Source organism: Collinsella sp. HCP3S3_E5 (assembly GCF_052067635.1).
Taxonomy (GTDB): Bacteria; Actinomycetota; Coriobacteriia; order Coriobacteriales; family Coriobacteriaceae; genus Collinsella.
Map to the genome: position 1 here is coordinate 1 of NZ_JBQHQF010000028.1, position 23,736 is coordinate 23,736.

General features: G+C 62.3%; 21 protein-coding genes and 5 tRNA genes. 3 read left to right on the forward strand and 23 right to left on the reverse strand.

What is annotated here, in order from left to right:
• Positions 1–30 precede the first annotated feature (30 nt).
• From ACTM82_RS07950 to ACTM82_RS07960, 3 genes are all read left to right on the forward strand, one after another.
• Positions 31–402, forward strand: coding sequence for a hypothetical protein (locus ACTM82_RS07950; protein ID WP_441088536.1), 372 nt, complete (start codon positions 31–33; stop codon positions 400–402).
• A gap of 686 nt (positions 403–1,088) precedes the next feature.
• Complete coding sequence (locus ACTM82_RS07955; protein ID WP_441055601.1) at positions 1,089–2,054, forward strand: helix-turn-helix domain-containing protein; 966 nt, start codon at positions 1,089–1,091, stop codon at positions 2,052–2,054.
• A gap of 349 nt (positions 2,055–2,403) precedes the next feature.
• Positions 2,404–4,425, forward strand: coding sequence for a gamma-glutamylcyclotransferase family protein (locus ACTM82_RS07960; RefSeq protein ID WP_441055603.1), 2,022 nt, complete (start codon positions 2,404–2,406; stop codon positions 4,423–4,425).
• Between the two features lie 858 nt (positions 4,426–5,283).
• On the opposite strand, the gene ACTM82_RS07965 is transcribed toward ACTM82_RS07960, so the two are convergent.
• The 23 genes from ACTM82_RS07965 to ACTM82_RS08075 form a co-directional block, all read right to left on the reverse strand.
• A tRNA-Pro gene (locus ACTM82_RS07965) sits at positions 5,284–5,360 on the reverse strand.
• Between the two features lie 80 nt (positions 5,361–5,440).
• The gene (gene coaBC / locus ACTM82_RS07970; protein ID WP_441055605.1) at positions 5,441–6,655 is read right to left on the reverse strand and encodes a bifunctional phosphopantothenoylcysteine decarboxylase/phosphopantothenate--cysteine ligase CoaBC; all 1,215 of its coding nucleotides are present in this window, start codon (positions 6,653–6,655) and stop codon (positions 5,441–5,443) included.
• A 2-nt stretch (positions 6,656–6,657) separates the two neighbouring features.
• On the reverse strand, positions 6,658–7,377 hold the full coding sequence (locus tag ACTM82_RS07975) for a zinc ribbon domain-containing protein (protein WP_441055607.1): 720 nt from the start codon (positions 7,375–7,377) through the stop codon (positions 6,658–6,660).
• Positions 7,374–8,183 (reverse strand): Nif3-like dinuclear metal center hexameric protein, encoded by an 810-nt coding sequence (locus ACTM82_RS07980; protein WP_441055609.1) that lies wholly within the window; start codon positions 8,181–8,183, stop codon positions 7,374–7,376. Before ACTM82_RS07980 ends, ACTM82_RS07975 begins: the two co-directional genes overlap by 4 nt.
• Positions 8,180–9,358 carry a cysteine desulfurase family protein gene (locus ACTM82_RS07985; RefSeq protein WP_441055611.1) on the reverse strand — a complete coding sequence of 393 codons (1,179 nt, stop codon included), beginning with the start codon at positions 9,356–9,358 and terminating at the stop codon, positions 8,180–8,182. Before ACTM82_RS07985 ends, ACTM82_RS07980 begins: the two co-directional genes overlap by 4 nt.
• Before the next feature lie 6 nt (positions 9,359–9,364).
• Positions 9,365–10,036, reverse strand: a complete 672-nt coding sequence (gene rpe / locus ACTM82_RS07990; RefSeq protein ID WP_154516454.1) for a ribulose-phosphate 3-epimerase — start codon at positions 10,034–10,036, stop codon at positions 9,365–9,367.
• A gap of 18 nt (positions 10,037–10,054) precedes the next feature.
• Entirely contained in the window at positions 10,055–11,062 is a 1,008-nt protein-coding gene (locus ACTM82_RS07995; protein WP_441055613.1) for an NAD(P)H-dependent glycerol-3-phosphate dehydrogenase, read from the reverse strand.
• Positions 11,063–11,071: 9 nt separating this feature from the next.
• Positions 11,072–11,755 (reverse strand): glycerol-3-phosphate 1-O-acyltransferase PlsY, encoded by a 684-nt coding sequence (gene plsY, locus ACTM82_RS08000; RefSeq protein WP_427748049.1) that lies wholly within the window; start codon positions 11,753–11,755, stop codon positions 11,072–11,074.
• Entirely contained in the window at positions 11,748–13,082 is a 1,335-nt protein-coding gene (der, locus tag ACTM82_RS08005; RefSeq protein WP_427748050.1) for a ribosome biogenesis GTPase Der, read from the reverse strand. The genes plsY and der overlap by 8 nt, the downstream gene beginning before the upstream one ends.
• A gap of 10 nt (positions 13,083–13,092) precedes the next feature.
• Positions 13,093–14,535 carry a DUF512 domain-containing protein gene (locus ACTM82_RS08010; protein WP_441055615.1) on the reverse strand — a complete coding sequence of 481 codons (1,443 nt, stop codon included), beginning with the start codon at positions 14,533–14,535 and terminating at the stop codon, positions 13,093–13,095.
• A gap of 2 nt (positions 14,536–14,537) precedes the next feature.
• The gene (locus ACTM82_RS08015; RefSeq protein WP_441055617.1) at positions 14,538–15,437 is read right to left on the reverse strand and encodes a 4-hydroxy-3-methylbut-2-enyl diphosphate reductase; all 900 of its coding nucleotides are present in this window, start codon (positions 15,435–15,437) and stop codon (positions 14,538–14,540) included.
• A gap of 2 nt (positions 15,438–15,439) precedes the next feature.
• Positions 15,440–16,168, reverse strand: a complete 729-nt coding sequence (locus tag ACTM82_RS08020) for a lysophospholipid acyltransferase family protein (protein ID WP_441055619.1) — start codon at positions 16,166–16,168, stop codon at positions 15,440–15,442.
• A gap of 3 nt (positions 16,169–16,171) precedes the next feature.
• Positions 16,172–16,858, reverse strand: a complete 687-nt coding sequence (gene cmk, locus ACTM82_RS08025) for a (d)CMP kinase (RefSeq protein WP_441055621.1) — start codon at positions 16,856–16,858, stop codon at positions 16,172–16,174.
• A gap of 66 nt (positions 16,859–16,924) precedes the next feature.
• On the reverse strand, positions 16,925–17,890 hold the full coding sequence (locus ACTM82_RS08030) for a pseudouridine synthase (protein ID WP_441055623.1): 966 nt from the start codon (positions 17,888–17,890) through the stop codon (positions 16,925–16,927).
• Complete coding sequence (gene scpB, locus ACTM82_RS08035; protein WP_441055625.1) at positions 17,877–18,605, reverse strand: SMC-Scp complex subunit ScpB; 729 nt, start codon at positions 18,603–18,605, stop codon at positions 17,877–17,879. Before scpB ends, ACTM82_RS08030 begins: the two co-directional genes overlap by 14 nt.
• An 11-nt stretch (positions 18,606–18,616) precedes the next feature.
• On the reverse strand, positions 18,617–19,426 hold the full coding sequence (locus tag ACTM82_RS08040) for a segregation and condensation protein A (RefSeq protein ID WP_441055627.1): 810 nt from the start codon (positions 19,424–19,426) through the stop codon (positions 18,617–18,619).
• 84 nt (positions 19,427–19,510) lie between these two features.
• Positions 19,511–20,194, reverse strand: coding sequence for a site-2 protease family protein (locus tag ACTM82_RS08045; RefSeq protein WP_441055629.1), 684 nt, complete (start codon positions 20,192–20,194; stop codon positions 19,511–19,513).
• A 9-nt stretch (positions 20,195–20,203) separates the two neighbouring features.
• The gene (locus tag ACTM82_RS08050) at positions 20,204–20,500 is read right to left on the reverse strand and encodes a hypothetical protein (RefSeq protein ID WP_441030907.1); all 297 of its coding nucleotides are present in this window, start codon (positions 20,498–20,500) and stop codon (positions 20,204–20,206) included.
• On the reverse strand, positions 20,487–22,520 hold the full coding sequence (locus tag ACTM82_RS08055) for an ABC-F family ATP-binding cassette domain-containing protein (RefSeq protein ID WP_441055631.1): 2,034 nt from the start codon (positions 22,518–22,520) through the stop codon (positions 20,487–20,489). Before ACTM82_RS08055 ends, ACTM82_RS08050 begins: the two co-directional genes overlap by 14 nt.
• 75 nt (positions 22,521–22,595) lie before the next feature.
• A tRNA-Ala gene (locus ACTM82_RS08060) sits at positions 22,596–22,668 on the reverse strand.
• Between the two features lie 317 nt (positions 22,669–22,985).
• A tRNA-Ile gene (locus tag ACTM82_RS08065) sits at positions 22,986–23,061 on the reverse strand.
• A 200-nt stretch (positions 23,062–23,261) separates the two neighbouring features.
• Positions 23,262–23,334 (reverse strand) — tRNA-Ala (locus tag ACTM82_RS08070).
• Positions 23,335–23,464: 130 nt separating this feature from the next.
• Positions 23,465–23,539 (reverse strand) — tRNA-Val (locus ACTM82_RS08075).
• Positions 23,540–23,736 lie beyond the last annotated feature (197 nt).

The following is a 23,736-nucleotide window of genomic DNA, read 5'->3' on the forward strand; positions in this document are numbered from 1 at the left end:
CAACGGTAGGCCTAGCTGGTCGGCATGCCTTTGCCTTTTCTGAAATTTTTCGTTTCCGTAGATGAAAAGAATGGGTGCCGCACTAGCAACAATCAGATTGCCCTAAACACCGAGGCCGTGGCCTGCGAGTGCGAGGGCACCGGTGTCGACGTCGAGGTCATCACCCTCGGCACCACCCTAACCCCCAGCCTGCTGTCCAACCTCCCCGGCGGCCCGCAGGGCGAGGCCGTCATGAAGATCGCCCTCACCCCCGAGGAGTGCGTCGACGAGGCCTTTGAGAAGCTGGGTAAGGAGCTCTCCGTCATCGCCGGCCAGCGCAACAAGGACTCCGTCCACGACTGGAAGGCCAACCACACCGAGGACGAGTACATCCGCTACATGGGCTCGTTCTACCGCGACTAGCAGCTGCCGCGGCGCGTGCGCGAGGGCGCGTGCGGGTTCGCAGGTAGAGATGCGAGTGCGAGGGTTTCTTTGCGGGGGCGTGCGGATGCGGCGCCCGCAAAGAAACCCTCTTTTCATGGGTGGGCGCGACGGCACCTCGGCGCTCACCGTCTAGGGCGACCTGCCCGGCTCCCCCGCGATCTCCCTGCACGGGACCCTGCGCTCCGGCATCCTCTGGACCGTGTCCCGCTCGTGCCTAGTGGGCCGGCCGATCCGGCCCTCAGGGTATCGGGTTCCCACATTCATCCGCACATGTACGGATGAATGTGGGAGGTGTTCGGATGAGGTTGATATTCAAGGTGTAGACCGTTTTCTTGGTACTCCTCAAATGCGGCAGGGTTTTTCGAGTTTGTAGATGCTAATATAACCCTGCTCTCGAAAGAGGGCTCAGTCCCGGCTGGTAAACCTGACGTTTGGCGTGGTGTGCGTGACACGCATAGCGGGCATGGCCGCGATAGAATTTTCCATGCGGAGGGGTTCGACCCCACAGCGCCCCGAGGGTTTCGGGGGGCGAACTGGCAGGCAGGGAACCGGGGTGCAGGCTGTCCAGAAGGAGGGGTGTAATGCCTCTTCTTCTTTTTTGCCACATCAATCTTCTGGCTTGATAGGTTTTTCGTGCGTGTGATTGGGTTGCGGAAGGGATTGGCATGAGAGTTGCGGAAATTGCGGAAAGGGTCGGTTGCGATCCTGAGTCTGCGTATTCGAAATTCGCCGACACACGTGAAGGCACACGCTTTCACAACATGCAGTGGCCCACTTTCGTCACTGACGAAAACTATCGCTTGTTTTGCAAGGCGCTGGCAGATTATGCCAACTCAGAGGAAGGCCCCCAAAGCAACGGCCGCCATGAATTGTTCCTGAGCGTGCACGAGCTGTTCGAAAAGGGCAACGAGATCGGCGGCGCCCCAAAAAAGCGCCACTACAACCTGGACAAGTCGTTCATAGGCACGGACGAGGCAAATCTCATGCTGCTCAAAGCGGCGCATAAGGGAATGACCCAGCAAGCGATCGCCGCGTACCTGGGCTGCTCGCGAACGGCGGTGCAAAAGCGCCTGAGCGCCCTGGCAGACGGCGTGCGTTTTGGCGACTCCTACATCAAGGCCGAGCCGACAAGCCGCGGCGGCCTGAAGTCGACGGCCCACCCGATCTTTCTGCCGCTGCGATTGCATGAGGTGTACCTGATGCTGTCGGCATTAGGCGAGTTTCGAGCGGAACGGTCAGGCGGGGACCCAGAGCGCGTCGTGGCAGATGATCTCGCGCGCAGAATCTATTACCAGCTGAGCGACTACGCCAAGGGCGGAATCGACAAAGCGTTGGATAAGCGAGGGGTTCGCCTCGCTGGGCTAAGGCCCGACTTCGACTCAAGCAAGGGCGTGGACGATTCGGATCGTATCGTTATGTATGAGAAGATGGGTCTCAATCTTAAAGTCGGGCTTGTAAATGGAGATGTGCTCGTCGGCTGCTTCGCGCACCACGCCGATCTTCAGAAATGCGTAAACGCCGCCGAAATAAGCAAAGACGGCAGCTATATCGTGTTTAAACTTTTGGATGGCAGATACTGGGCGGTCGACGATTCTCAAGTATTTAGCGTAGCAGCCGCACCCGGGGATTAGGTTGCGGCCAAGTCCCTCGTCCGCCCTCCCAGGCGGTACCGCTGCGGCCGATTTCATGTTTGCTTACAGGCGAAACAGCCGCCCTTGCGTTTTTCTAAACGCAACCTCTTCGTGCGCTCGTAAAAAATCGAATCGATAAAAACTGGCAACAACCCTTCTGAACGGGTATCCTTTCGCAGGATGCGCCTCGAACAGCGCTTTCTGCCTGCGCGATTTCGTGCATGGCCGTCCTTTTCGTTCTATTTCTTAAAATGACAATCTCAGGTTTTCACGCCTTTTCGGCTTCAGACTGTATGCTGCAATCAGCTCGAGCGACCGAAGCCCATCGCAACACCGAAAGGCATGAACCATGAAGTACAACGAGAAGCGCAACAACGCCTCAGCCCGTCACCCCGAGACTGCACCCTCGACCATCAACTTCGCGTACGGCAGCAACCTTGACATCCATCAAGTTGAAACCCGCTGCCCCGGCGCGGTGCTGCTGGGCAAAGCGACCCTGAACGGCTATGAGCTGGCGTTCGATACCGCCGGATACCTCACCATCACCAAGCGCGAGGGGTCGCATGTGCAAGGCGCGCTGTGGGCGCTCGATAGCTCTCACGTGGCGTCTCTCGACCGCTACGAAGGCGTTGCATCTGGTTGCTACCGCAAGGAAACCGTGACCGTCGGGCGCGAAGGCGATGTGGTTCCCGCAACCCTTGAGGCGATGGTCTACATCTCTGAGCGCACCCCGCTGCGCAAGTACACCGAAAAGTACGATTACATCGACCGCGTGGTCGAAGCCGGTCGCGTGATGCAGCTCAATGAGGCAACCTTGGCGCAGATGTCCGACATGCGCTCCGACAGCTTGGACCGCTTGCGCGCGCAAGAAGAGTCGGCGGCGTATGGCGCAGCCAAGATCGACCTCCCCGATGTACGCGAATACGCCGACTTCGTGTGCGGTGAAGGTCACCAGATCGCCGATTGCACATGCCGTTACACCGGTTACTACGCACGCCGTTTCCCCCGTGGCCTTCAGCAGCACGGACGCATCCTGCGCTCTAAGCGCTACCGGGTGACGGAAGCGAGTGAGGCCACCTTCTGCGGGTCGCACCGCATCTACTTGTCAATCAAGACCCCAGGCGAGTTCGGTTACAAGATCGACGTCCCCGAAGGGTTCCGCGCGGTGCGCAGCAGCGACCCCGCGCTGCGGGCAGACCTTAGCTACTCCCTTACGCTGGATGAGTTCGAAAGGCAGCGCAAAGCCCTGCTGCGCACCCTGCTCGACTGGTGCAACAGCCTGCCTGAGTTTGACGTGCACAACTTTAATCGCCCCTCTGGCCCGGCGTTCGGCGCGCGCGAACACGTCGTAGGCACCCGCGTGCATGCGGAAACTCCGTACTTTGCATATGGCTTTGACATCAGCCATGACCGCATTGCTAAAAAACTTGAGAGCGGCCACCACGTTTATGCAGTCAAGGCGAAGCTCTATGGCTACACGCTGGCGTGCGACGCGAAGGGCCGTCCCACCATCACGCGCAAGGATGAGTCGTTTGTGGAAGGCGTGCTGTGGCATGGTCTCACGCGGGGTGAGGTCCAGGCGCTGGACAAAGCGAACGGCGTGCAGTACGGCACCTATGCAAAAGCCGGCGTTACGGTGAAGATTGAGGGCGAACCCACTGCGAGGGAAGAGAACGCATTCGTGTACATCTCTCAGCGAACCCCGCTTTCTGCAGTTACGAAAGACATCGAGGCGTTTGGCGCAATGCGCGACGAAGCCATCGCTCTGGAAATGGAGCGCGCCACCGTGGCGTGCATCGACGCCATTCTGCGTGCAAGCGGATGCCCCTGCGTGCAGCCCGAAGCCCCTGCGGCAGAAATCGCAGCCCTGGGCATCACAGAGCTCACGTCCGAGCAAACCATGAAGTGCATGCTGTTCGTGTGCCCGAAGTGCTTTAAGCCCTTGAGCGAATGCGAATGCGGCAAGCGCCCTGATCACCTGGTAGCGATCGACCACGAGCTGCAGCCCCATGTGCGCATACTGAACGATAAGGGTTATAAAACGCAGTTCTGCTGTGCCGGGCATGCAGACAGCGGTTGCCACGGTTACCTGAGCTTCGGACGCCGCTTCCGCGCACTAGAAGAGATATGCGGCGGTCAGCTGCCCAACGAGTCTCTTACGGAGGCGCCGCAACGCATTCGCAGCACGCGCCATGTAGCGCTGAACCTGCCCGGCGCCCCCGAAAGCTATGACGTGTACCTGGACAACAGGGGTTACGACATTCGCTTTGAGCCGCGCCGCGGTGTGAGGCGTGAACAGTTCGTGCAAGACAAGCCCGCTATGTTGAGCGCATTGCTGCAGTGGTGCGAGTCTCTCCCGCAGCGCGAATAGCCTGCAAACCGTCTGAACTGGTAAGAATCGCCAAGCGCGTGGGTCGATGTTCGGATCCTGGCCCGCGAATTCCGAGCTCCCTTCTAGTCCCATGCCTCGATCTTCAAATCCTCAGCTCTGCCCCTCAATGCGCCCTTGAGCGTGCGCATGCGGCGTCTATGAAGTTCCTCCAGCGCTTCGGGGCGTTCTCGACGATGAAGTCGATGACGGTGGCGAGCTCGCCCTAGTCGAGCCCGCGCCGACGCACTCTCTTGAGGTCGCACGAGAATGACGGCGCGAACGCCGCCCTGAGCCGCACGTTCACGCCGTCGCCTAGGACTTCGCCGGCATGGCCCAGATGGCGGACTCTGGGGCGATTACGCCGCAGGTGCCCGCAGCGATGGCCGGTGGCACCGTAGCGGTGTCGGCTTAATACCCGCGGCGTTAGCTTTTTGGAGCGCAGTGCCTTGTTTCGGCAGGCACGGAAGCCTTCCTCTCGCTGCCGAAAGAAATCGAAAAAGTATCGCGGCCCTTGGGCGGTGTCGGGGTTCCGTGCGAACGTGCGGGGAATTAGTGAAGCAGGGCGGGACAGTTGGCTTGGATGTCGTAGCCGCAGTAGCTAGGCACAGGTAGGTGATTTTCGCGTATGTAGAAAAATTTAGGCTAGATAGACTACAAATGTGGAATCAAAACGAATCAGTGAATTCAACAAATATGGAAAGAAAGTGAAGGGGGGATCCATTAAAACCGAGATTCTACAAAAGTGCAGGTAGAAGGGCGTGTCTTTATTGGCTAAAAAACAGCCGGTGATTCTCCGGTGATTCCCTGATGATTCCTGATAAAAAAAGCCAGGCACTAGGTGCCTGACCTGCAAACTTCTGGTCGGGACGACTGGATTCGAACCAGCGACCCCTTGACCCCCAGTCAAGTGCGCTACCAAGCTGCGCCACGTCCCGAAGCTTTTGTTTGTTGCTCCGCTCTCGCTCGCAACAGGGAGTATAGTAACCCGAAACTTTGTCCTTGTGCAAGAACTTTTTTACAAATTTTGAAGCAAGTCTAAAATTGTATCTGCGAGCTGGGGTTTTGTTAGTACGGGAAGTTCTTGCGTGCCCGCTGTACTCACTATCCAGGCCTTGTTGGTATCGGTCCCAAAGCCCGAATCGGCGCGCGAGACATCGTTGGCGATAACGGCATCGCAACCCTTGCGCACGAGTTTGCGCTGCGCGTACTCCACGACGTTATCGGTCTCGGCCGCAAAGCCGATCACACGGCGATCGCCCTTTTGGCGTGAGAGCTCGGCCAGGATGTCAACGGTCTCGACGAGCTCAATTCGATCCAGGCGCTCGTTGGCCTTTTTGAGTTTATGGTCCGCCGGGGCCGCAGGCGTGTAGTCGGCGACGGCGGCGGCACAAATGGCCGCGTCGGCCGTCTGAAAGGCGCTCAGCGCAGCTTGGAGCATTTCTGCGGCGGTCTGCACGCGCACGCACTCTACACCGCGGGGAACGTCGAGCGATGTCGGTCCCAGCACAAGCGTGACGGCGGCACCGCGGCGCGCGGCCTCCCCCGCCAGGGCGATGCCCATCTTGCCCGATGAACGGTTGCCTATGAAGCGCACGGGGTCGATCGGCTCGTACGTGGGGCCGGCGGTGATTACGATGCGCTTGCCCACAAGGTCCTGAGGAGCGGGGTCGAGCAGCTTGCAGACGGCCTCGACGATGTCCTCGGGCTCGCTCATGCGTCCCGTGTCCACATCGCCGCAGGCAAGGTAGCCGCTACCCGGACCCACAACGTGGACACCGCGCTCGCGCAGCGTGGTCACGTTGGCCTGCGTGGCCGGCGCCTTCCACATGCCATTGTTCATGGCCGGCGCGACCACGATAGGACGTGGCGTGGCAAGCAGCGTGGTGGAGATGAGGTCATCGGCGATGCCGTTGGCCATCTTGGCGATGATATTGGCCGTCGCGGGCGCCACGACCACCAAGTCGGGCTCCTGCGCCAGCGAGATATGGTGGATGGGGTCGGAGGGGTCGTCGAATAGACCCACGGCGACCGGCTCGCCCGTGAGCGCGCGAAAGGTGAGCGGGCCCACAAACTCGGTGGCATGCTCGCTCATAACGACCTTGACGCGTGCGCCGCGCTTTTGCAGCAGGCGCACGATATTGCACGACTTATAGGCGGCGATCCCGCCGGTAATGCCCAGCAGGATCGTTTTTCCCTCAAGTTGCATTGAATTGTCGGGTGCCGTCGTCATTGTTAGGCTTCCTTATTGGGGAGCACGAGCAGGCGGTGGCAGTACGGGCAGTGCGTAATCTCACTACCGTCGTGGTTGAGGTCGCTCATGGACGACGCCTGCAGCGCGGTGTGGCAGACCGTGGGGATGTTGCCCTTAATGGTCTCGACGGCCAGGCCACGGAACTGCTTGAGCAGACGCTCGTAGTCGGTGAGCACGTCGGTCGGCAGCGTGGCGGCGAGCGCGGTGCGCTCCTTGGTGGCGGCATCAATCTGGGCCTGCAGGTCGGCGGCCTTGGAACGGGCGGCCTTGGTGTCGGCCTTTACGCCCTCCTCGAATTTGGCGATGATGGCCTGCGCGCGAGCCTCACGGTCGAGCGCCTCCTTGTGGGCGACAACGACATCCTTGCGGGTGTGCTCAATCTTGTCCAGTCGCTTGGCCAGGGTGGCGAGCTCGTTTTCCAGATCCTGGACCTCGCGGTAGTCAGAGCCGTCGACGTGGCGTTTCTTGGCGGCCTCGATGGCGTTGTTGGTCTGGATCTCGGTGGTGTTGAGATCGTCCAGCTCAATGTCGAGGTCCTTGCGCTGAGCATAGAGCTTGGTCATTTCGGACTTAAGCTTTACATAGGTTTTGCGCTTTGAGGCGAGCTCCTTGAGCTCCGGCATATTGGCAAGTTCGCTCTTGTTGCGGGCGAGCTCCAAATCGATCTGTTGCAGCTTGAGTAGCGTAGCGCCGGCGCTCATAAGTTCTCTCCTTTTGTCACAGTCCACCATTGGCAAGGGTTCAGTATTTTAATCGCATGACGGGGGTCGACCCCGGCGTCAACCGCAGAGTTCATCAAGATATCCACGAACGGCTCCTCGGAGCGGTCGTGGCCGAGCAAGATCACGCTCAGCCCGCGCAAGGCAAGGTCTTGCGCCACGTGATAGCCTGCCTCGCCCGTCACGATGACATCTGCACCGGCGGCGATGGCAAGCTCGCCAAAGTCGCCGAGGGAGCCGCCCAGAATGGCGACGGTGCGGCACGGACGCTCGGCAACGCCCCATACGCGTGGGTCGCTGCCAAAGGCCGTGGCAGCACGGGCGGCAAGATCGCGCAGCGTGCACGGGTCGTTGAGTGTCGCAAGCGCGCCCAGGCCGGTCGACTCGGGGTCGTCCACGTGCTCCAGCGAGCTATCGGGCACGGCGTCCAACAGCTTACTTAGGCAGATGCGTGCCTCGTGCGAGCGGTCCAGGTTGGTGTGGAGCGAGATAATGCTCACCCCGCAGAGGGCCGCCTCGTAGAGCGCCGCGCTGCATTGGGGGCGCGTTGCGCTGGGCGGGCAAAACGATTCGGGCGCCTTGATGTAGACGGGATGATGCGTGAGCAACACGTTGGCTCCGGCTTCCAAGGCGCGCTGCACGTTGTGCCTGGTAGCGTCAAGCGCGCAGGCAACGCCGCGGATCTCGTCGTCGGGGTCGCCAACGGATAAGCCTACGTGGTCCCAGGGCTCGGCGTCCGTCTTGGGATAGCGTGCCAGCAGGGCGCGCTCGAGCTCGGCGACGATCATGCGGCACCTACGATCGAGAGCAGCGTCTGAGCAAAGTCGTCCAGATCGCTCGGATTCACGCGGTCATCGAAGGAGATGCGCAGTGCGCCCAGCGCCTGCTCGCGACCAATGCCCATGGCGCTCAGCACGTGGCTCGGGTCCATGCTGCCGCTCGAGCAAGCCGATCCGGCCGAAACCTCAAAACCAGCGGCATCGAGCTTGATGATGAGCTCCTCGGAGTCCATGCCGTCAATATAGATTGATACCATGCCGGGAAGACGGTCGGCCTGCGTGTAGTCGCCCATGGTAGCGTGGATGCGCGGATGGGCCGTGAGCGTGGCGTAGAGCTTGTCGGAAAGGGCTTGCAGCTTCTCGCGCTCCTGAGCCACATGGGGCGCCAGAGACGAGGCGGCAGCGGCAAAGGCCAGCTGCGTGCGCAGGTCCTGCGTGCCGGCACGACGTCCGGCTTCCTGTCCTCCGCCAAAGATGCGGGGGCGCAGCGGCGTGCGGGTCTTAACGTAGAGCGCGCCGGATGCCACAGGACCGCCAATCTTGTGTGCTGCAACGGTCATAGCATCGACGCCCAGCTCGGTCACATCGAGCGGAATATGCAGATAGCCCTGGATGGCATCGGTGTGGAACAGGGCGCCCGCGGTGTGCGCAGCCGTGGCAAGCTCGCGGATAGGCTGTACCACGCCGGTCTCGTTGTTGGCGACCATGATGCTCACGAGCGCGACGTCGTCGCCCAACAAGTCGCTCAGCTCGGCAGGCTCGATGTAGCCCGCACGGCAGGGCTGCACCAGGTCGACGGTAAAGCCGGCGGCACGCAGCAGCGGCAGGTTGTCCAGAATCGAATCGTGCTCGATGGCCGAAACGATTACACGATCGCGCTTACGATCGCGCTGACGAGCACCCTCGGCAAGTCCGAGGAGCGCCAGCTGGTTGGCCTCGGTACCGCCGTTGGTTAGGACAATCTCGGACGGGCGAACGCGCGCGCCAAAGCTGCGGGCGATCTCGCGGCGTGCAACCTCCAGACGTGCGGCAGCCTTGCGGCCGAGCGAGTGCAACGAGTTGGGGTTGACGCCGGCAAGCTCGCTTTCGTCGTACTCGCGCTGCGCAAGGAGCGCCTCGGCGCGCATGGGCGTCGAGGCGGCATAGTCAAGATTCACGGGTATGCGGTTTTGACCTGCGGTCATAAGGGTTTATGCCTCCTGTGCGGCCTCGTTGCCCAGCTTCTGCAGCAGCGCAACCTCGGCGGCGGGATCTTCGGACTTAAATACGGCGGAGCCGGCTACGAGTACGTTGGCACCGGCCTTGACGACCTCGGCGATGTTTTTGGAAGAGATGCCGCCGTCGACCTCGATCATGGGCGACACACCGTGGCGCTCGCACATGGCCTTGAGCTCGTGGAGCTTATGCAGCGTGCCCGGGATAAAGCTCTGGCCGCCAAAGCCGGGGTTCACGCTCATGAGCAGCACCATGTCGACGACCTCGATAATGCTCTCGAGCACGCAGACGGGCGTGGCGGGGTTGAGCACCACGCCGGCCTTGACGCCGCGTTGCTGCAGATGCGTGAGCGTGCGGTGCAGGTGCGTGGAGGCCTCGTAGTGCACGGTGATCATATCGGCGCCGGCGTCGGCGTACCAATCGACGGTCTCGTCGGGGTTCGACACCATCAGGTGCGCGTCGACCGGCACCTTGGTGGAGCGCTTGACGGCCTTGAGGATATCGACGCCAAAGGTGAGGTTACCGGTAAAGTGACCGTCCATGACGTCGAAGTGCACATAGTCGGCGCCGGCGATCTTGTCGAGCTCGCCCTTGAGGTTGGCCATGTCGGCTGAGAGGACGGACGGAGCGATTTTGATGGAACCCATGGTAGTAGCCTTTCTGCGCTAGTCGGTGAGTCCGTAGAACTCTTGAGAGGGGACGCGGTCGGTAAGGATCTCGAGCGCCCTATCCAAAGTAACACCGTTGTAGAGCGTTTGCTCCACGGCAAAGGTGAGCGGAATGTCTACGCCCAGCGAACGGGCGAGCTCGCTCACGCTGCGGGCGGCGACGGCGCCCTCGACCACCATATGCGTGCGCGCCTGGTACTCGTCGAGCGATACGCCGTGGGCAAACTCGTAGCCGAAGGTGCGGTTGCGCGAATGCTCGGAGGTGCAGGTGGCGATGAGGTCGCCCATGCCGGCAAGACCCATGCACGTCATGGCCTGGCCGCCGCGGGCGTGCGCCAGTCGGCTGATTTCTGCCAGGCCGCGCGTCATGATAAGGGCGAGCGTGTTGTCGCCCGCGCCGGTACCGGCGGAGATGCCGCACACGATGGCGATGACGTTTTTCATGGCACCGCAAACCTCGACGCCGGTCATGTCCTGCGACAGGTAGATGCGGAAGGCCGTGGATAGGAGCATGTCCTTAAAGGTCTCCCCTACCTGCGAGTCTTTGCTGGCGATGACGGCGGCGGAAAGTCCGCCGCGGCATATCTCCTCGGCATGGTTGGGGCCCGAGAGCGCCGCCACACGCGCCTCGTTGCCGATCTCGCTGGCGATGACCTCGCTCATGAGCATGCCGGACTCGGGCTCGATGCCCTTGGTGAGGCAGAGGACCGGAGTTTCGGTATCGATAAAGGGCGCTGCCCGATGGCACACGTCGCGCAGGTGCGTCGAAGGCACGGCAAAGATGATCGCATCGGCACCGTCGAGCGTCTGGGCCAGGTCCGTCGTGGCGACAACGTTTTCCGGCAGCACGTAGTCCACCAGATAGCGCGGGTTGCGGTGCTCGCCGTTAATGCCGGCGGCCGTCTGCTCGCTGTGGGCCCACATGGTCACGCGCTCGGCTCGCGCGGCGGCAAGGCCGGCGACGGCGGTTCCCCAGGAGCCGGAGCCAATCAGCGCAACATTCATGACTCTCTCCTACTTATCGTCGGGCTCGGTGACGCGCTTGGTAAACGAGAGCTTGGATTCCTTACCCGTCATGAGCTTTTTGATGTTCGCGCGATGGGCCCACACCACGGTGATGCCGATCATCGCCATGCAAAACTTGAGCCCCAGGCTGCTGTACGGAAAGACCGCGCAGGCGGCGATGGGAAGACCGATGGCCGCGGCAAGCGATCCCACCGACACATACTTGGTGATGGCGACGGCCACGATAAACATGCCCAGCAGCGAAAGTCCGATGGGCCAGTACCAGGCGAGTATGACGCCCAGCCCCACGGCGATGCCCTTGCCGCCACGGAAGTTAAGGTAGGGCGAGAAGATGTGTCCCCACACGGCAGCCAGGCAAATGACGCCGAGCATCCAGTCGCCGGCGGCACCGGGAGCCATGATGCTCACCGGGAAGCCATAGCCCACGCTCGCGATGAGCGGACGCGCGATAAGGACGCAGATGGCGCCCTTCAAGCAGTCGAGCAGCAGCGTGAGCGCGGCGACCTTGGGGCCGGCTACGCGCAGGGCGTTGGTGGTGCCGATGTTGCCGGAACCCGCCTTGCGAATATCCGTGTGGTTGAACACGCGGCCCAGGATCAGGCCAAACGGAATCGCTCCGATAAAGAACGAGACCACGGCGCAGATGGCGGTCAGCAGAATCGGATTATGCATCCTTTTGCTCCTTCTTCCTAAAGAAGAGTCGAATGGGCGTGCCGGAAAAATCGAAGGTCGAACGCATACGGTTCTCCACATAGCGCTGGTAGGTGTCGTTGACCAGGTCGCTGTGGTTGACGAAGAACGTAAACGTCGGCGGGTTGACGCCCGTCTGGGTCACGTAGTGCATGCGCAGGCGACGCTTGCCGTCCACCACGGTGTGGCCAAACTCGCGCAGGTCGGTGAGGAAGGTGTTGAGGCGCGAGGTGGTGATCTTTTGCGAGCGCGTCTTCTCGGCGGCGTCGACCATTGCCCAGATCTTCTCGACGCTGCGGCCGGTCAGGGCCGAGATGCGCAGGTACTGGGCCCAGGGAGCCATGACGCCCAGACGGCGGTCGACGGTCTCCATGCAGGCCTCGCGCTTGCGGTCGTCGTCGAGCAGATCCCACTTGTTGAGCAGAACGACGATGGCGCAGCCGCGTTCGATGGCCAAGCCCATGACCTTCTGGTCCTGCTCGGTAACGCCCACGGAGGCGTCGACGACGAGCAGTGCCACGTCAGCACGGTCGATGGCGCGCAGGCCGCGGACCATGGAGTAGTACTCGATGTTCTCGTACACGGTGCTCTTCTTGCGAATGCCCGCGGTGTCGACCATGCGGTAGTGCTTGCCGTTGCGCTCCACGACGGTGTCGATGGCGTCGCGCGTCGTGCCGGCGATGTTTGACACGATAGAGCGGTCGGCGCCCAGGATGCGGTTGAACAGCGAGGACTTACCGGCATTGGGGCGGCCGATGATGGCGACGTTCAGCGCGTCGGGGAACTCGTCGGCGACCTCGTCCTCCTCCTCGGGCAACAGGGCAACGATGTCGTCGAGCAGGTCACCCGTGCCGTGGCCGTGCAGTGCCGAGAGCGGCGTTGGCTCGCCGATGCCGAGCGAATAAAACTCCCAGATGCTGTCGTTTTCGCGATCGGGGTTGTCGAGCTTGTTCACCAGCAGAAAGACCGGCTTGTCGCAGCGCTTGAGCATGCGGGCGACCGACTCATCCTCCTCGGTGACGCCGGTGCGGCCGTCGACCACAAACAGGATGACGGCGGCTTCCTCGGCGGCGGCGAGGGCCTGGTCGCGGATGGACGTGGCAAAGACGTCATCGCTCTTGAGCGGCTCGATGCCACCCGTGTCGACGATGGTGAACTCGCGGCCGTTCCAATCGGCCGTGTGGTAGGAGCGGTCGCGCGTTACGCCGCGGGACTCATGGACGATGGCGTCCGAGGTCTGGGCCAGGCGGTTAACGAGCGTGGACTTGCCCACGTTGGGGCGTCCGACGACGGCGACGATAGGTTTCATCTGCACTCCTTTAATGGGTAGGGTCAGCGGAATTGGTAGAGCCTGCGGGCACAATGCCAAGGATATGCTCCAGGGTATCGAGCAGCTCATGCGGCATGGTTGACACCACATGAACCTCGGCGCCGCGAGCTTCAAGGCTTGCGAGTAAATCGTCACGATGATACTCGTCAAGCGTCATGCCGTCAGCGTTGAACATGAGCTTAGGCACAAAGAGCATAACCCCCGAGAGGTCCTGCGGCAGCTGCTCCAGAATGTCGCAGGCGACGATGAGGCCGGTCACATCCACGTTGCCGCCAAAGTAACGGTTTTCGATAGCGGTGACGGTGCCGGCAAGGCCCCGTGGCGACTCCACAAAGCGCGCCACGGTGTCGCGCGCGCTGGCGCCGGAGAGGCACAGGAGGCGCTGGCCACGGGAGGCGATTGCCTCGCGGACGCGGGCCAGACGCTCGGCGTCGGCGGCAAGAACGTCGTCGGTCTCGTCCAGATACGAGCGGATCATACCGATGCCGTCGTAATACTGCGGGTAGCCGTCGTAAAAATCGGCCTGGGGCGGCTCTATGCCGGCGTCCAGATAGAACTCATCGCTCATCTGGAAGGTGTGGCGGCCAAAGCGCTTGTAGGCACGATCCTGGAAGGGACGGATCATGGCAATGGTTTCGCGCGCGAGCTCGGGCTTGTCGCTGTATGACCAGGTAAAGCGCCTCTGATGCTTGGTAAAGCCCAGTGGCACAATGCCCAGGCTCGTGATCTGCTCGTGTTCCTCGCAAAAGCGTAGGGTCTTTTCCAGCTCCTCGCCGTCGTTCATGTCGGGGCACAAAACGATCTGCGCGTGAATCTCGATGCCGGCGGCCATGATGGCCTCGAGCACGTCCATGCCGCGCTGGGCGTTACGGCCCATCATGCGGCGGCGGACGTCGGGGCTTACGGCATGGACCGACACGTTCATGGGGCTCATGTTGCGGTCGATAACGTTTTGCACGTCCTCGTCGGAAAGATTGGTCAGCGTGACAAAGTTGCCCTGTAAAAAGCTCAAGCGGTAATCATCGTCACGAATATACAGCGTGGAGCGGCCGCCCTTGGGCAGCATGGTCATAAAGCAGAACACGCAGGCGTTCACACAGGTACGCATGCCGTCAAAGATGGGGCCGTCGAACTCAAGGCCCCAGTCCTCGCCGGGAAAGCGATCGAGCTCGACGGGGGTGACGGTGCCGTCGCTCGGGTCGAGAACCTCAAGTTCGACGGTGTCCTCGTCGGCCTCCCAGAGCCACACGATCATGTCGGTGAGTCGCTCGCCGTTGACCGTGAGCACGCGCATGCCCGGCTCAATACCCACATCCCATGCGGGCGATTCGGGACGCACGTTCTTTACGAGCGCGCCCTCACCCGGCTCGGGGTCGCGGCTGCGCCCGTAATCGGCCACCTCGGCGGCGTATGCGGGTACGGTCTGGTCCATGATTAGCGACAAAGCTCCTTGATGCGCGCAACGGCGCGTTCGATGTGTTCTTGCGGAGTTGAGGCTCCGGCGGTGATGCCGATGCGGCGCGCGTTGGCAAACCATGCGGCCTCAATCTCGGATGCTTCCTCGATGTGATGGGTGTGCTCGCAGACATCGGCACAAATCTGTGCCAGGCGGCGCGTATTGCCCGAATTTTTGCCGCCCACGACGACCATGCAGTCGCAGCGGTTGGCAAGTGAGGCGGCCGCCTGCTGTCGCTCGCTCGTGGCAGCGCAGATGGTGTTGATCACACGCAGCTCCTGCACGCGCGGGGTGATGGAGGCCACGACCTCGGCCAGGTTCTGCGCGGTTTGGGTGGTCTGCACAACCAGGCCCACCTTGCCCTTGAGCGGCAGCGCGTCCGCATCGGCGGCGCAACTCACGACCTGCGCGTCATCGCCGGCGTGGCCCAGGATGCCTTCGACCTCGGGGTGGCCCGGCTCGCCCACGACGATCACACGGTAGCCCTCGCGCACCAGGCGCTCGGCCGCCACATGGACCTTCTTGACGTAGGGGCAGGTGGCATCGACCACGGTAAGGCCGCGCTCGCGAGCGGCCTCGATTACCTGCGGCACCACGCCGTGCGCGCGAATGACCACGGTGCCCGATGCGGCGTCGTCCAAGGTGTCTGCCAGACCGACGCCTGCCTCGGCGAGCTCGCGCACCACGATGGGGTTATGGATGAGCGGACCCAGGGTGTGGACCTGAGCGCTCTCCCCTACCTGCGGCGCGGCGGCCAGCGCCATGTCGAGCGCACGCTGTACGCCGTAGCAGGTACCGGCATGCGCTGCGATTTCGATGGTGGGGGCGGCGGCCTGGTCGGACGCGGCCGAGGCGGTATTCATGACGTTCTCGCCCATGGCTAGAACCTGCCGGGGTGCTCGGCGCACAGGTCGTCGCGCATGGCGTAGACGCGGCTCATGGCCTCGGACTCAAACCATGCCAGGCGCTCCTTGCGCTTGAGCTCGGCCGGTGCATCGGATAGCGAGATAGCCTTGCCGGCACGAATCCAGCACTTTTTGGGGCGCATGAGCTTTTTGCCCGCAGGCGTAATATCGGACCAGCCGCAGATGGCGAGCGGGTTGACGGGCGCCTTGCCCATCTGGGCAATGAGCGCAAAGCCGCCGTGGACCTCGGGCTTAATCTCGCGCGAGCGGATGCGCGTGCCCTCGGGGAAGATCAGGACGTCCTCGCCGCGCTGCAGCGCGTGCTGGGCGGCGCGCAGGCACTTCATGTCGGCGGTGCCGCGCTCGACGGGGATGCCGCCCACGCGGCTAAAGGCCCAGCGCACGATCCTGCTCTTGGCAAACTCGGACTTAAAGATGGGGCGAACGCGGCGGCCGCCAAAGAATAGCGCCGTCTCTACAGCCAGGAGCTCGGCCATCGAGGTGTGGTTGCAGATGACCACGCTGCCGCGGCCTTCCTGGCGCTCAAACAGCAGGTCGCTGTCCTCTACCTTCCAGCGCCACATGAGCTTGGAGAAGACCCACAGGATGCCCATGACCACGAAGACGGTGCCACGGATGAGCACGGGGAACTCGGCATAAGGCGCGTTGTAGTAATCCTCGGGCGTCTGCTTAAACAGGCGCATGAGCTACCTCCTTTGGTTGATGAGGTCCTCGATTATCGAGACGACCTCGTCGATGGTATGTGCGGTGGAGTCGACATGCACGGCGTCCTCGGCAGGCACGAGCGGCGCGACCTCACGGCTGCTGTCGAGCTTGTCGCGCTGCTTGAGGGCGTCGAGGGTTTCGTCGACCTCGGCCTCGAGCTGCTCTTCGGTGAGCGGCTGGGCGTCGTTTTGGTGGCGCTGCAGCACGCGGCGACGGGCGCGCTCGCGTGGGTCGGCGGTCAGGAACACCTTGACCTGCGCGTTGGGGAACACAACGGTGCCGATGTCGCGGCCCTCGGCCACGATATCGCGGTCCTGGGCGGCGCGACGCTGATGGATGAGCATGGCGGCGCGTACGCCCGGGTAGGCCGAGACCTTGGAGACGTTGGCGTCCACCTGCGGGGTGCGAATGGCAGCCGAGGCGTCCTGGCCGTCAATGGTCAGGCGGGTGTCCTCGCCGGTGCCGTTGGTAAAGCGGATCTCGATCTGCTCGGCGAGGTCGTCGATGGCAGCCTCGTCGTCTAGATCGATGCCGCGGTCGAGCGCGGCGAAGGTGACGGCGCGATACATGGCGCCCGTGTCGAGCTTGTTAAAGCCCAGCTGGCGGGCGATCTCCTTGGCGATGGTGGACTTGCCGGAACCGGCGGGGCCGTCGATGGCGACGATCATGCAATGCTTCCTTTCGGTGGTTGACGTGCTGGTATGGGACGCGGGCGCTGCGGCTTGGCGGACTGGCTAGCCCGTGTAGCGCTCGCGGTAGGTGTTGCGCTTGGGCGCGGAGCCGTGGCTGCCGTGGTGGCGCGTGCGGGTCGCGGTGTTGGTCGCCGGCGCAGCGCCGCGCTTGGCACCGGCCTGCTTGGGCGGGATGCCGCCGGCCTTGAGGATCTGCACCTCGCGGTCGGTGAGCTCGCGCCACGAGCCCTTGGCCACGTCCTTGAGCTCCAGGCCGGCAAAGTTGCAGCGGTGCAGGCGGATCACCGGGTGGTGGATCTTGCTCAGCATGCGCTTGACCTGGTTCTTGCGCCCCTCGCGGATGATGACCTCCACGGCGGTGGTGCCGGGCTTCACACCCTGCGGAGCCACCGCCTCGGCCTCGCGCGCGGTAATGACGCGGCAGATCGCCGGCTGGCACAGGCCGTCGTCGAGCTCGATGCCGCGGCGCAGCGGTTCCAAGTCGCGATCGGTCAGGTGGCCGTCCACGAGCGCCTGGTAGGTCTTGTAGACGTGCTTGCTGGGGTGCAGCAGGTCCTGCGACAGGTCGCCGTCGGTGGTAAAGAGCAAAAGGCCCGTGGTGTCGCGGTCCAGGCGGCCCACCGGGAAGAGCCCCGGAAAGCGGTCGCGCGGGACCAGGTCGGCCACGCAGGGGCGCTCCTGCGGATCGCTCATGGTGGTGAGGTAGCCGGTCGGCTTGTAGAGCATCAGGTACACGGCGCCCTGGTTGAGCTTGACGGGCATGCCGTCAACCTCGATATGGTCGCGGTCCACATCGACCTTGGTGCCCAGTTCGGTCGCGATCTGGCCGTTGACAGTCACGCGGCCGGCGGTCATCAGGTCCTCCGAGCCGCGGCGGCTCGCAACACCCGCGCGCGCCAAAAAACGCTGCAGGCGCATGGTGTGCGGGTAGACGGGCTGGGGGTCGGTCGCGGGTGCGCCCGTGGCACCGGCGACGCGCGTCTCCCCTGCCTCGTTAGTCCTCGTCATGCGTATCCTCCGCAGCGTCGTCGGTGGCAAGTGTTTCCTCGCCACCGACTGCCTCGACATCCTCAACATCGGTATCCAGCAGCTCGCGCTCTTCGTCCAGGTCCTCGACCTGCTCCTCGAGCGTAGACTGAATGCTGCGGCCGCTCAGGCGCTCGCGGATAAATTGACGCGACTGCTCGTCGGGGGCAAACTGCTCCAGATCGGGCAGGTCGCGGGTGGAGCGCAGACCAAACTTCTCCAAAAAGGCGTTGGTCGTGCCGTAAATGATGGCCTGACCGCGCTGGGGGTCGCGGCCGAGCTCGCGCACCAGACCCTTGTCAACGAGCGACGCGATGACGCCGTCGGAGTTGACGCCGCGGATGCCCTTGACCACCTCGCGCGTGACGGGCTGGTGGTAGGCGATCACAGCAAGAGTCTCGAGTGCCGCCTGCGACAGTTTTTGCGTATCCCAGCTCAGCACATAGGACTCGACCACATCGTGGTAGGCAGGATGCGTAAACAGGCGCCAGCCGCCGGCGACCTCGCGCAGCTGAAAGCCGCGGTTGGCCTCCTCGTACTCAACTTTGAGCTCGGCCAAAAGCGACGCACACTCGCCCGGGGCGATATCCAGCGCATCTGCCAGCGCGGGCGCGCTCACCGGATCGCTCGAAACCAGCAACAGCGCCTCGAGGGCGCCTTTGAGGCTGTTTGCCTCTAGCGTAGAAAGGGTTGACATGGTTGCCGCTCCTATTCGGTGAGCTCGGGGCCCTCGCCGGGCACGTAGGCCTCGGCGCCCTCGACGCGGTTGATGCGGATGGTTCCAAAGATCTCGTCCTGGCTCAGGGTGAGCGAGCCGCGCTTGGCGAGCTCCAGCATGGCCAGGAAGGTGACGACGAGCTGCTCGGTGGCGGCGTCGCCGTCCAACAGCTCGCGGAAGGTACAGGTTTGGTGCGCCATGGTAAAGCGGTCGACCGAGGCCACGGTCAGATCGAGCGGCACGCGATGCGGCGCTACGTGCTCGGCCTCCAGCAGGAAGGTCTGGCGCTTGCCGTCCAGGTCGGCGCAGATGACGGCGAGGCCACGCAGGGTAATGCCGGCCAGGTAGTCGGGCATAAGGCCCAAAAACTCGGGGTCGGGACCGGCCACACGCGGATGCATGCGGCTTTCGGCCTGCATGCGCGCGCCAAGAGCCGCCGCCGCGCCCTTAAACTGCTTGTAGGCGATCAGGCGCTGGATCAGGACCTCGCGCAGGGCGTCGCCGTCGAGTGCGCTGAGCTCTTCGAGGTCTTCGTCAATCTCGTCATCGTCGTCGGCTTTGCGCGGGGCCTCCTGCGGCACCAGCGAGGCGGCCTTGATGTCCAAAAGGGTTGCCGCGACCAGCAAAAAGTCGCTCGCCACGTCCAGGTCCAGCGCCTCAATACGCTCGACCTCGGCCAGGTACTGCTCGGCCACCTCGCTGATAGAGATGGCGCCGATATCAACTTTTTGGCGGGTTACCAACTGCAGCAGCAGGTCGAACGGTCCGCTGTAGACCTGCGTCGACACGCGATACGACATCTTCGACCTCCTTTGACGGCGCCTTCGCGGCGCGGTTTGGGTGCATGTTGCGACCGTTTTGCACGGTCGACCTGTAAGTTTACCTTAGATGCCGGCGATTGCGAAGTTGAGCAGCTGCTCCGCCAGCGGATACACGGTAACGTCGAAATAGCGGCCGATCACATCGATACCGGTCCACATGGGCAGTAGATACAGCACAATGATAAGAATCGGCATGGCGTATTGCTGAAGTTGGTAGTAGTTGGCGAGTGCCTTGCCTTTGAGAAACGGCACGATGATAGACGAGCCGTCAAGCGGCGGAATCGGGATGAGGTTAAAGAACGCAAGCGACAGGTTGACCACGATAAAGGTGGCGCCGAAGTTCATGATTTGGGACGCTACGGCAAAGGACATGCTGGTGTAGAGGTTGCCGTATGCTGCGTGCATGATGGCGGCCGCAAGGCACGCCAGTGCGATGTTCGATACGGGGCCGGCTGCGCTCACCAAGACCTCGTCACGCTTGGGGTGCTTGAGGTTGTTGAGGTACACGGGCACCGGCTTGGCAAAGGCAAACACCGGGCCGCCGGCGGCGAGCATGAGCAGCGGCAGAAGGACGGTGCCAAACGGATCGATGTGGTTGAGCGGGTTGAGCGAGACGCGGCCGCGCGAACGGGCCGTCTTGTCGCCAAGCGCCCAGGCTGCGGCGGCGTGTGCGCTCTCGTGGATCACGATGCCCACGATGACGGCGACGGCGCTGGCAAGTAGGTTCATGAAGTAGCTGCTGGACATAACGATCCCTTAGCGGACGCGGCGCGAGGCGCGCGTAAGCAGGTGGTCGGCCACAAACAGGATGACGGCAACGATGGCGTAATCCAGGCGGAACACACCGCCAAAGGGCGATGTGATGACGCCGTAGCCCGCGATAGCGCTCGGCAGCGCGCGCGAAAGCTCAACGACAAAGCCCACAATCTGCAGCTTGGCGGTGAGGCCGCTAAAGCACAGCAGCACAGTCATCGCGCTCATAAAGATGCCGCAGATGCGGCACGCGATGGCGATGATGCTCATCGCCACGGCAGCGGCCTTACGAGAGTTCACGCGCAGTCTCCTCTTCGATCTGGGTGGAAAGCTCGAGCCATTCGTCCTCGAGCTTGGGCAGCTCTTGCTTAAGGCCGTTATATTCCCCCAGCGCGGCGTTGAACTTATCCTGATCGGCATAAAGCTCTTCGCTCGCCATCAATTCCATAAGCTCGTCATAGCGGGCACGCTTTTTGTCGAGCTCGGCCTCGATCTTCTTGAGCTGGTTGCGCACGCCCTTGAGCTTTTTGTTGAGCGCAGCGCGGGCCTGGGCCTCGGCGCGCTTTTGCTCCTTGGTCTTTTTGCCCTCGGCCGGCTTAGGCGCTGCTGCGGGGGTATCGGCCTGGGCGGCGCTGGCTTTGGTGGGCTTGGCCGCGGAAGGTGTGCTCTCCCCTGCAGCCTCGGCGGCGGCGCGGGCTGCGAGGTCCTCGCGCTTGTAGAGGTAGTAGTCGTAGTCGCCGTCATAGACCGTGACATTGCCATCGCGGATATCGATCACGCGGTTGGCCACGGCTCGCACCAGGTGCTCGTCGTGACTGATCAGAACAATGGTGCCGGGGAAGTTTTGCAGGGCGTTCTCGAGCATGTCCACCGAGTCGATGTCCAAGTGGTTGGTGGGCTCGTCCAGGCACAGAAGCGCCTCAGGGGCCACGAGCATCTTAGCCAGGGCCAGACGCGCCTTTTCGCCGCCGGAAAGAACGCGAACCTGCTTTTCGGTAGAATCGTTGTCGCTAAACAGGAAGGCGCCCAGTAGGCTGCGCTGCTGCGGCACGGTCCACTTGGGCGTAACGGTGTCGATTTCTTGCAGGACGGTGTTGGACTCGGTCATGCCTTCGAGCGCGTGTTGGGCGTAATAGGCCACGCCCACGTTGGTACCTAGTTCGCGCGTGCCGGTAGTGGGCGGCTCAAGGCCGGCGATGATCTTCATGAGGGTGGACTTGCCGGCGCCGTTAGGGCCGACGAGCGCCACATGCTCGCCGCGATAGAGCTTAAGGTCGATATCGCTATAGATGTGCTTGTTGCCGTAGGACTTGGACACGCCCTCCAGGCCCACGACCATGTCGCCGGAGCGCGGCGGATCGGGGAACTTAAAGTCGATGTGCTTGTGGCCCTCGGGCAGGATGACGAGCTCCTTTTTGATCTGCTCGATCTTGCGGATGCGCTCCTGCGCCTGGGCGGCCTTGGTGGGCTTGTAGCGGAACTTGTCGACGAAAACCTGCATGTGGGCGATGTCGCGCTCCTGGGCGGCACGCTTGGCGCGCATCTGCTCCAGGTTGTCCTCGCGCTGCTTGAGGTAGCTGCTGTAATTGCCGGTGTAGGTGGTCACGCGGCGGTTCTCGAGCGCGGCGACGTGGTCGACGCAGGCGTCCATAAAGGCGCGGTCGTGGCTGACGATGAGCACGGCGCCGTCGTAGTTGGCGATAAAGCCGCGCAACCACTGGACGCTTTCGAGGTCCAGGTGGTTGGTGGGCTCGTCCAGAAGCAGCAGGTCGGGATGGCGCAGGAAGAGCTTAGCCAGCGCGATGCGCATCTGCCAGCCGCCCGAGAACTCGGAACACGGGCGCTCAAAGTCGGTGACCTTAAAGCCCAGACCGGACAGGATCTTGCGGGCATTGCTTTCGAGCTCGTAGCCGCCCAAGTGCTCAAAGCGGTCCTGGACCTGGCCGTACTCGTTAAGGAGCGCGTCGACGTCCTTGCCCTGCTCAGAGAGCTCGGTGATCTGGGCTTGCAGCTCGTTGGCGCGCTCACCCATGCGGCGGATTTCCTTGGCGGCGGCCATGACCTCGGCGAGGATGGTCGTGTCCTTGTGCTCCAGGTTGGTTTCCTGCTCGAGGTAGCCCACCTGACAGTCCTTGGAGTACTGGACCTGGCCGGCGTCGGGGCTGTCGATACCCATGATGATTTTGAGCATGGTGGTTTTGCCGGCGCCGTTGGGTCCCACGAGCGCAAAGCGCTCGCCGGGGTTGATCTGAAAGGACGCGCCGCTAAAGAGGACGCGCGCGCCGAAGCTTTTTTCGATCTTGTCGACCAGGAGGATCATGGTGCCGCCTTTGACCTTGTGTGCCTATATGAAAAAAGGCCCCAACTTGCGTTGGAGCCTCATTCAATGCTCGGGTGGAGACGAGGGGGATCGAACCCCTGACCTCTTGACTGCCAGTCAAGCGCTCTCCCAGCTGAGCTACGCCCCCGTGCGAAGAAGTACTATACGGGAACTCGGACGGCGATGCAAGGACAATTTTAGAAAAACTTTCGCCGTCGCGGCGCGGGGGCGCGGACCCGCACAGGATCGAGGGTCCGCGATGCCTGGCCATGCCCGCGGGGCGCGCCCTAAGGCGTGCGGTGCTGCCGCAGCCCGCCTTTCCGGCTCCAGCCCGGTCGCCCCCGGGGACCTCCCGCCATGAACGCGACCCAAGGCGTTTGGAAGTGGGCAAACAAGCTACTTGCAAGAAAATGTTGCCATGAAAAAGAAACAGGCCAGACAAATTGCCTGACCTGTTGAAAAACCTGGTGGGCCCTCCGGGATTCGAACCCAGAACCCAGGGATTATGAGTCCCCTGCGCTAACCGTTGCGCCAAGAGCCCTTTATATTAGTGGTTGCAAAGGCAATGGAGAAGTTCCATTTAGCGTGTCGTTGCACCACGACGTGAAATACTACCATGCGCGCAATGGTCATTCAACGCACGATCTTTTCGATCGGAAGGATCATGGTCCTGCCTTTGACCTTGTGTGCCTATATGAAAAAAGGCCCCAACTTGCGTTGGAGCCTCATTCAATGCTCGGGTGGAGACGAGGGGAATCGAACCCCTGACCTCTTGACTGCCAGTCAAGCGCTCTCCCAGCTGAGCTACGCCCCCGTGCGAAGAAGTACTATACGGGAACTCCTCCAAGGGTGCAAGAACAATTTTGAAGAAACTTTTTTGATCACACTCTCTGTGTCAAAAAGAAAAAGGCCAGAGGCTTATCACCTCTGACCTGTGCTTTTGATGGTGGGCGATACAAGATTCGAACTTGTGACCCCATCCGTGTGAAGGATATGCTCTACCCCTGAGCCAATCGCCCGTCGCCTTTCGGCAAAAGAGATACTAACATAGCAACGCGAGGATTACCAAGAACTTTTTGGCTTCGATTGTAAAATCGTATGCCAACCTTGATTATCAACTTTATCCGAACACCTCCCACATTCATCCGTACATGTGCGGATGAATGTGGGAACCCGATACCCTGAGGGCCGGATCGGCCGGCCCCGGGAGATCGGA

Coding starts and splice junctions, on each gene's coding strand:
- ACTM82_RS07955 (WP_441055601.1), top strand. CDS start 1,089: ATGAGAGTTGCGGAAATTGCGGAAAGGGTCGGTTGCGATCCTGAGTCT.
- ACTM82_RS07960 (WP_441055603.1), top strand. CDS start 2,404: ATGAAGTACAACGAGAAGCGCAACAACGCCTCAGCCCGTCACCCCGAG.
- coaBC (WP_441055605.1), bottom strand. CDS start 6,655: ATGACGACGGCACCCGACAATTCAATGCAACTTGAGGGAAAAACGATC.
- ACTM82_RS07975 (WP_441055607.1), bottom strand. CDS start 7,377: ATGAGCGCCGGCGCTACGCTACTCAAGCTGCAACAGATCGATTTGGAG.
- ACTM82_RS07980 (WP_441055609.1), bottom strand. CDS start 8,183: ATGATCGTCGCCGAGCTCGAGCGCGCCCTGCTGGCACGCTATCCCAAG.
- ACTM82_RS07985 (WP_441055611.1), bottom strand. CDS start 9,358: ATGACCGCAGGTCAAAACCGCATACCCGTGAATCTTGACTATGCCGCC.
- rpe (WP_154516454.1), bottom strand. CDS start 10,036: ATGGGTTCCATCAAAATCGCTCCGTCCGTCCTCTCAGCCGACATGGCC.
- ACTM82_RS07995 (WP_441055613.1), bottom strand. CDS start 11,062: ATGAATGTTGCGCTGATTGGCTCCGGCTCCTGGGGAACCGCCGTCGCC.
- plsY (WP_427748049.1), bottom strand. CDS start 11,755: ATGCATAATCCGATTCTGCTGACCGCCATCTGCGCCGTGGTCTCGTTC.
- der (WP_427748050.1), bottom strand. CDS start 13,082: ATGAAACCTATCGTCGCCGTCGTCGGACGCCCCAACGTGGGCAAGTCC.
- ACTM82_RS08010 (WP_441055615.1), bottom strand. CDS start 14,535: ATGGACCAGACCGTACCCGCATACGCCGCCGAGGTGGCCGATTACGGG.
- ACTM82_RS08015 (WP_441055617.1), bottom strand. CDS start 15,437: ATGGGCGAGAACGTCATGAATACCGCCTCGGCCGCGTCCGACCAGGCC.
- ACTM82_RS08020 (WP_441055619.1), bottom strand. CDS start 16,168: ATGCGCCTGTTTAAGCAGACGCCCGAGGATTACTACAACGCGCCTTAT.
- cmk (WP_441055621.1), bottom strand. CDS start 16,858: ATGATCGTCGCCATCGACGGCCCCGCCGGTTCCGGCAAGTCCACCATC.
- ACTM82_RS08030 (WP_441055623.1), bottom strand. CDS start 17,890: ATGACGAGGACTAACGAGGCAGGGGAGACGCGCGTCGCCGGTGCCACG.
- scpB (WP_441055625.1), bottom strand. CDS start 18,605: ATGTCAACCCTTTCTACGCTAGAGGCAAACAGCCTCAAAGGCGCCCTC.
- ACTM82_RS08040 (WP_441055627.1), bottom strand. CDS start 19,426: ATGTCGTATCGCGTGTCGACGCAGGTCTACAGCGGACCGTTCGACCTG.
- ACTM82_RS08045 (WP_441055629.1), bottom strand. CDS start 20,194: ATGTCCAGCAGCTACTTCATGAACCTACTTGCCAGCGCCGTCGCCGTC.
- ACTM82_RS08055 (WP_441055631.1), bottom strand. CDS start 22,520: ATGATCCTCCTGGTCGACAAGATCGAAAAAAGCTTCGGCGCGCGCGTC.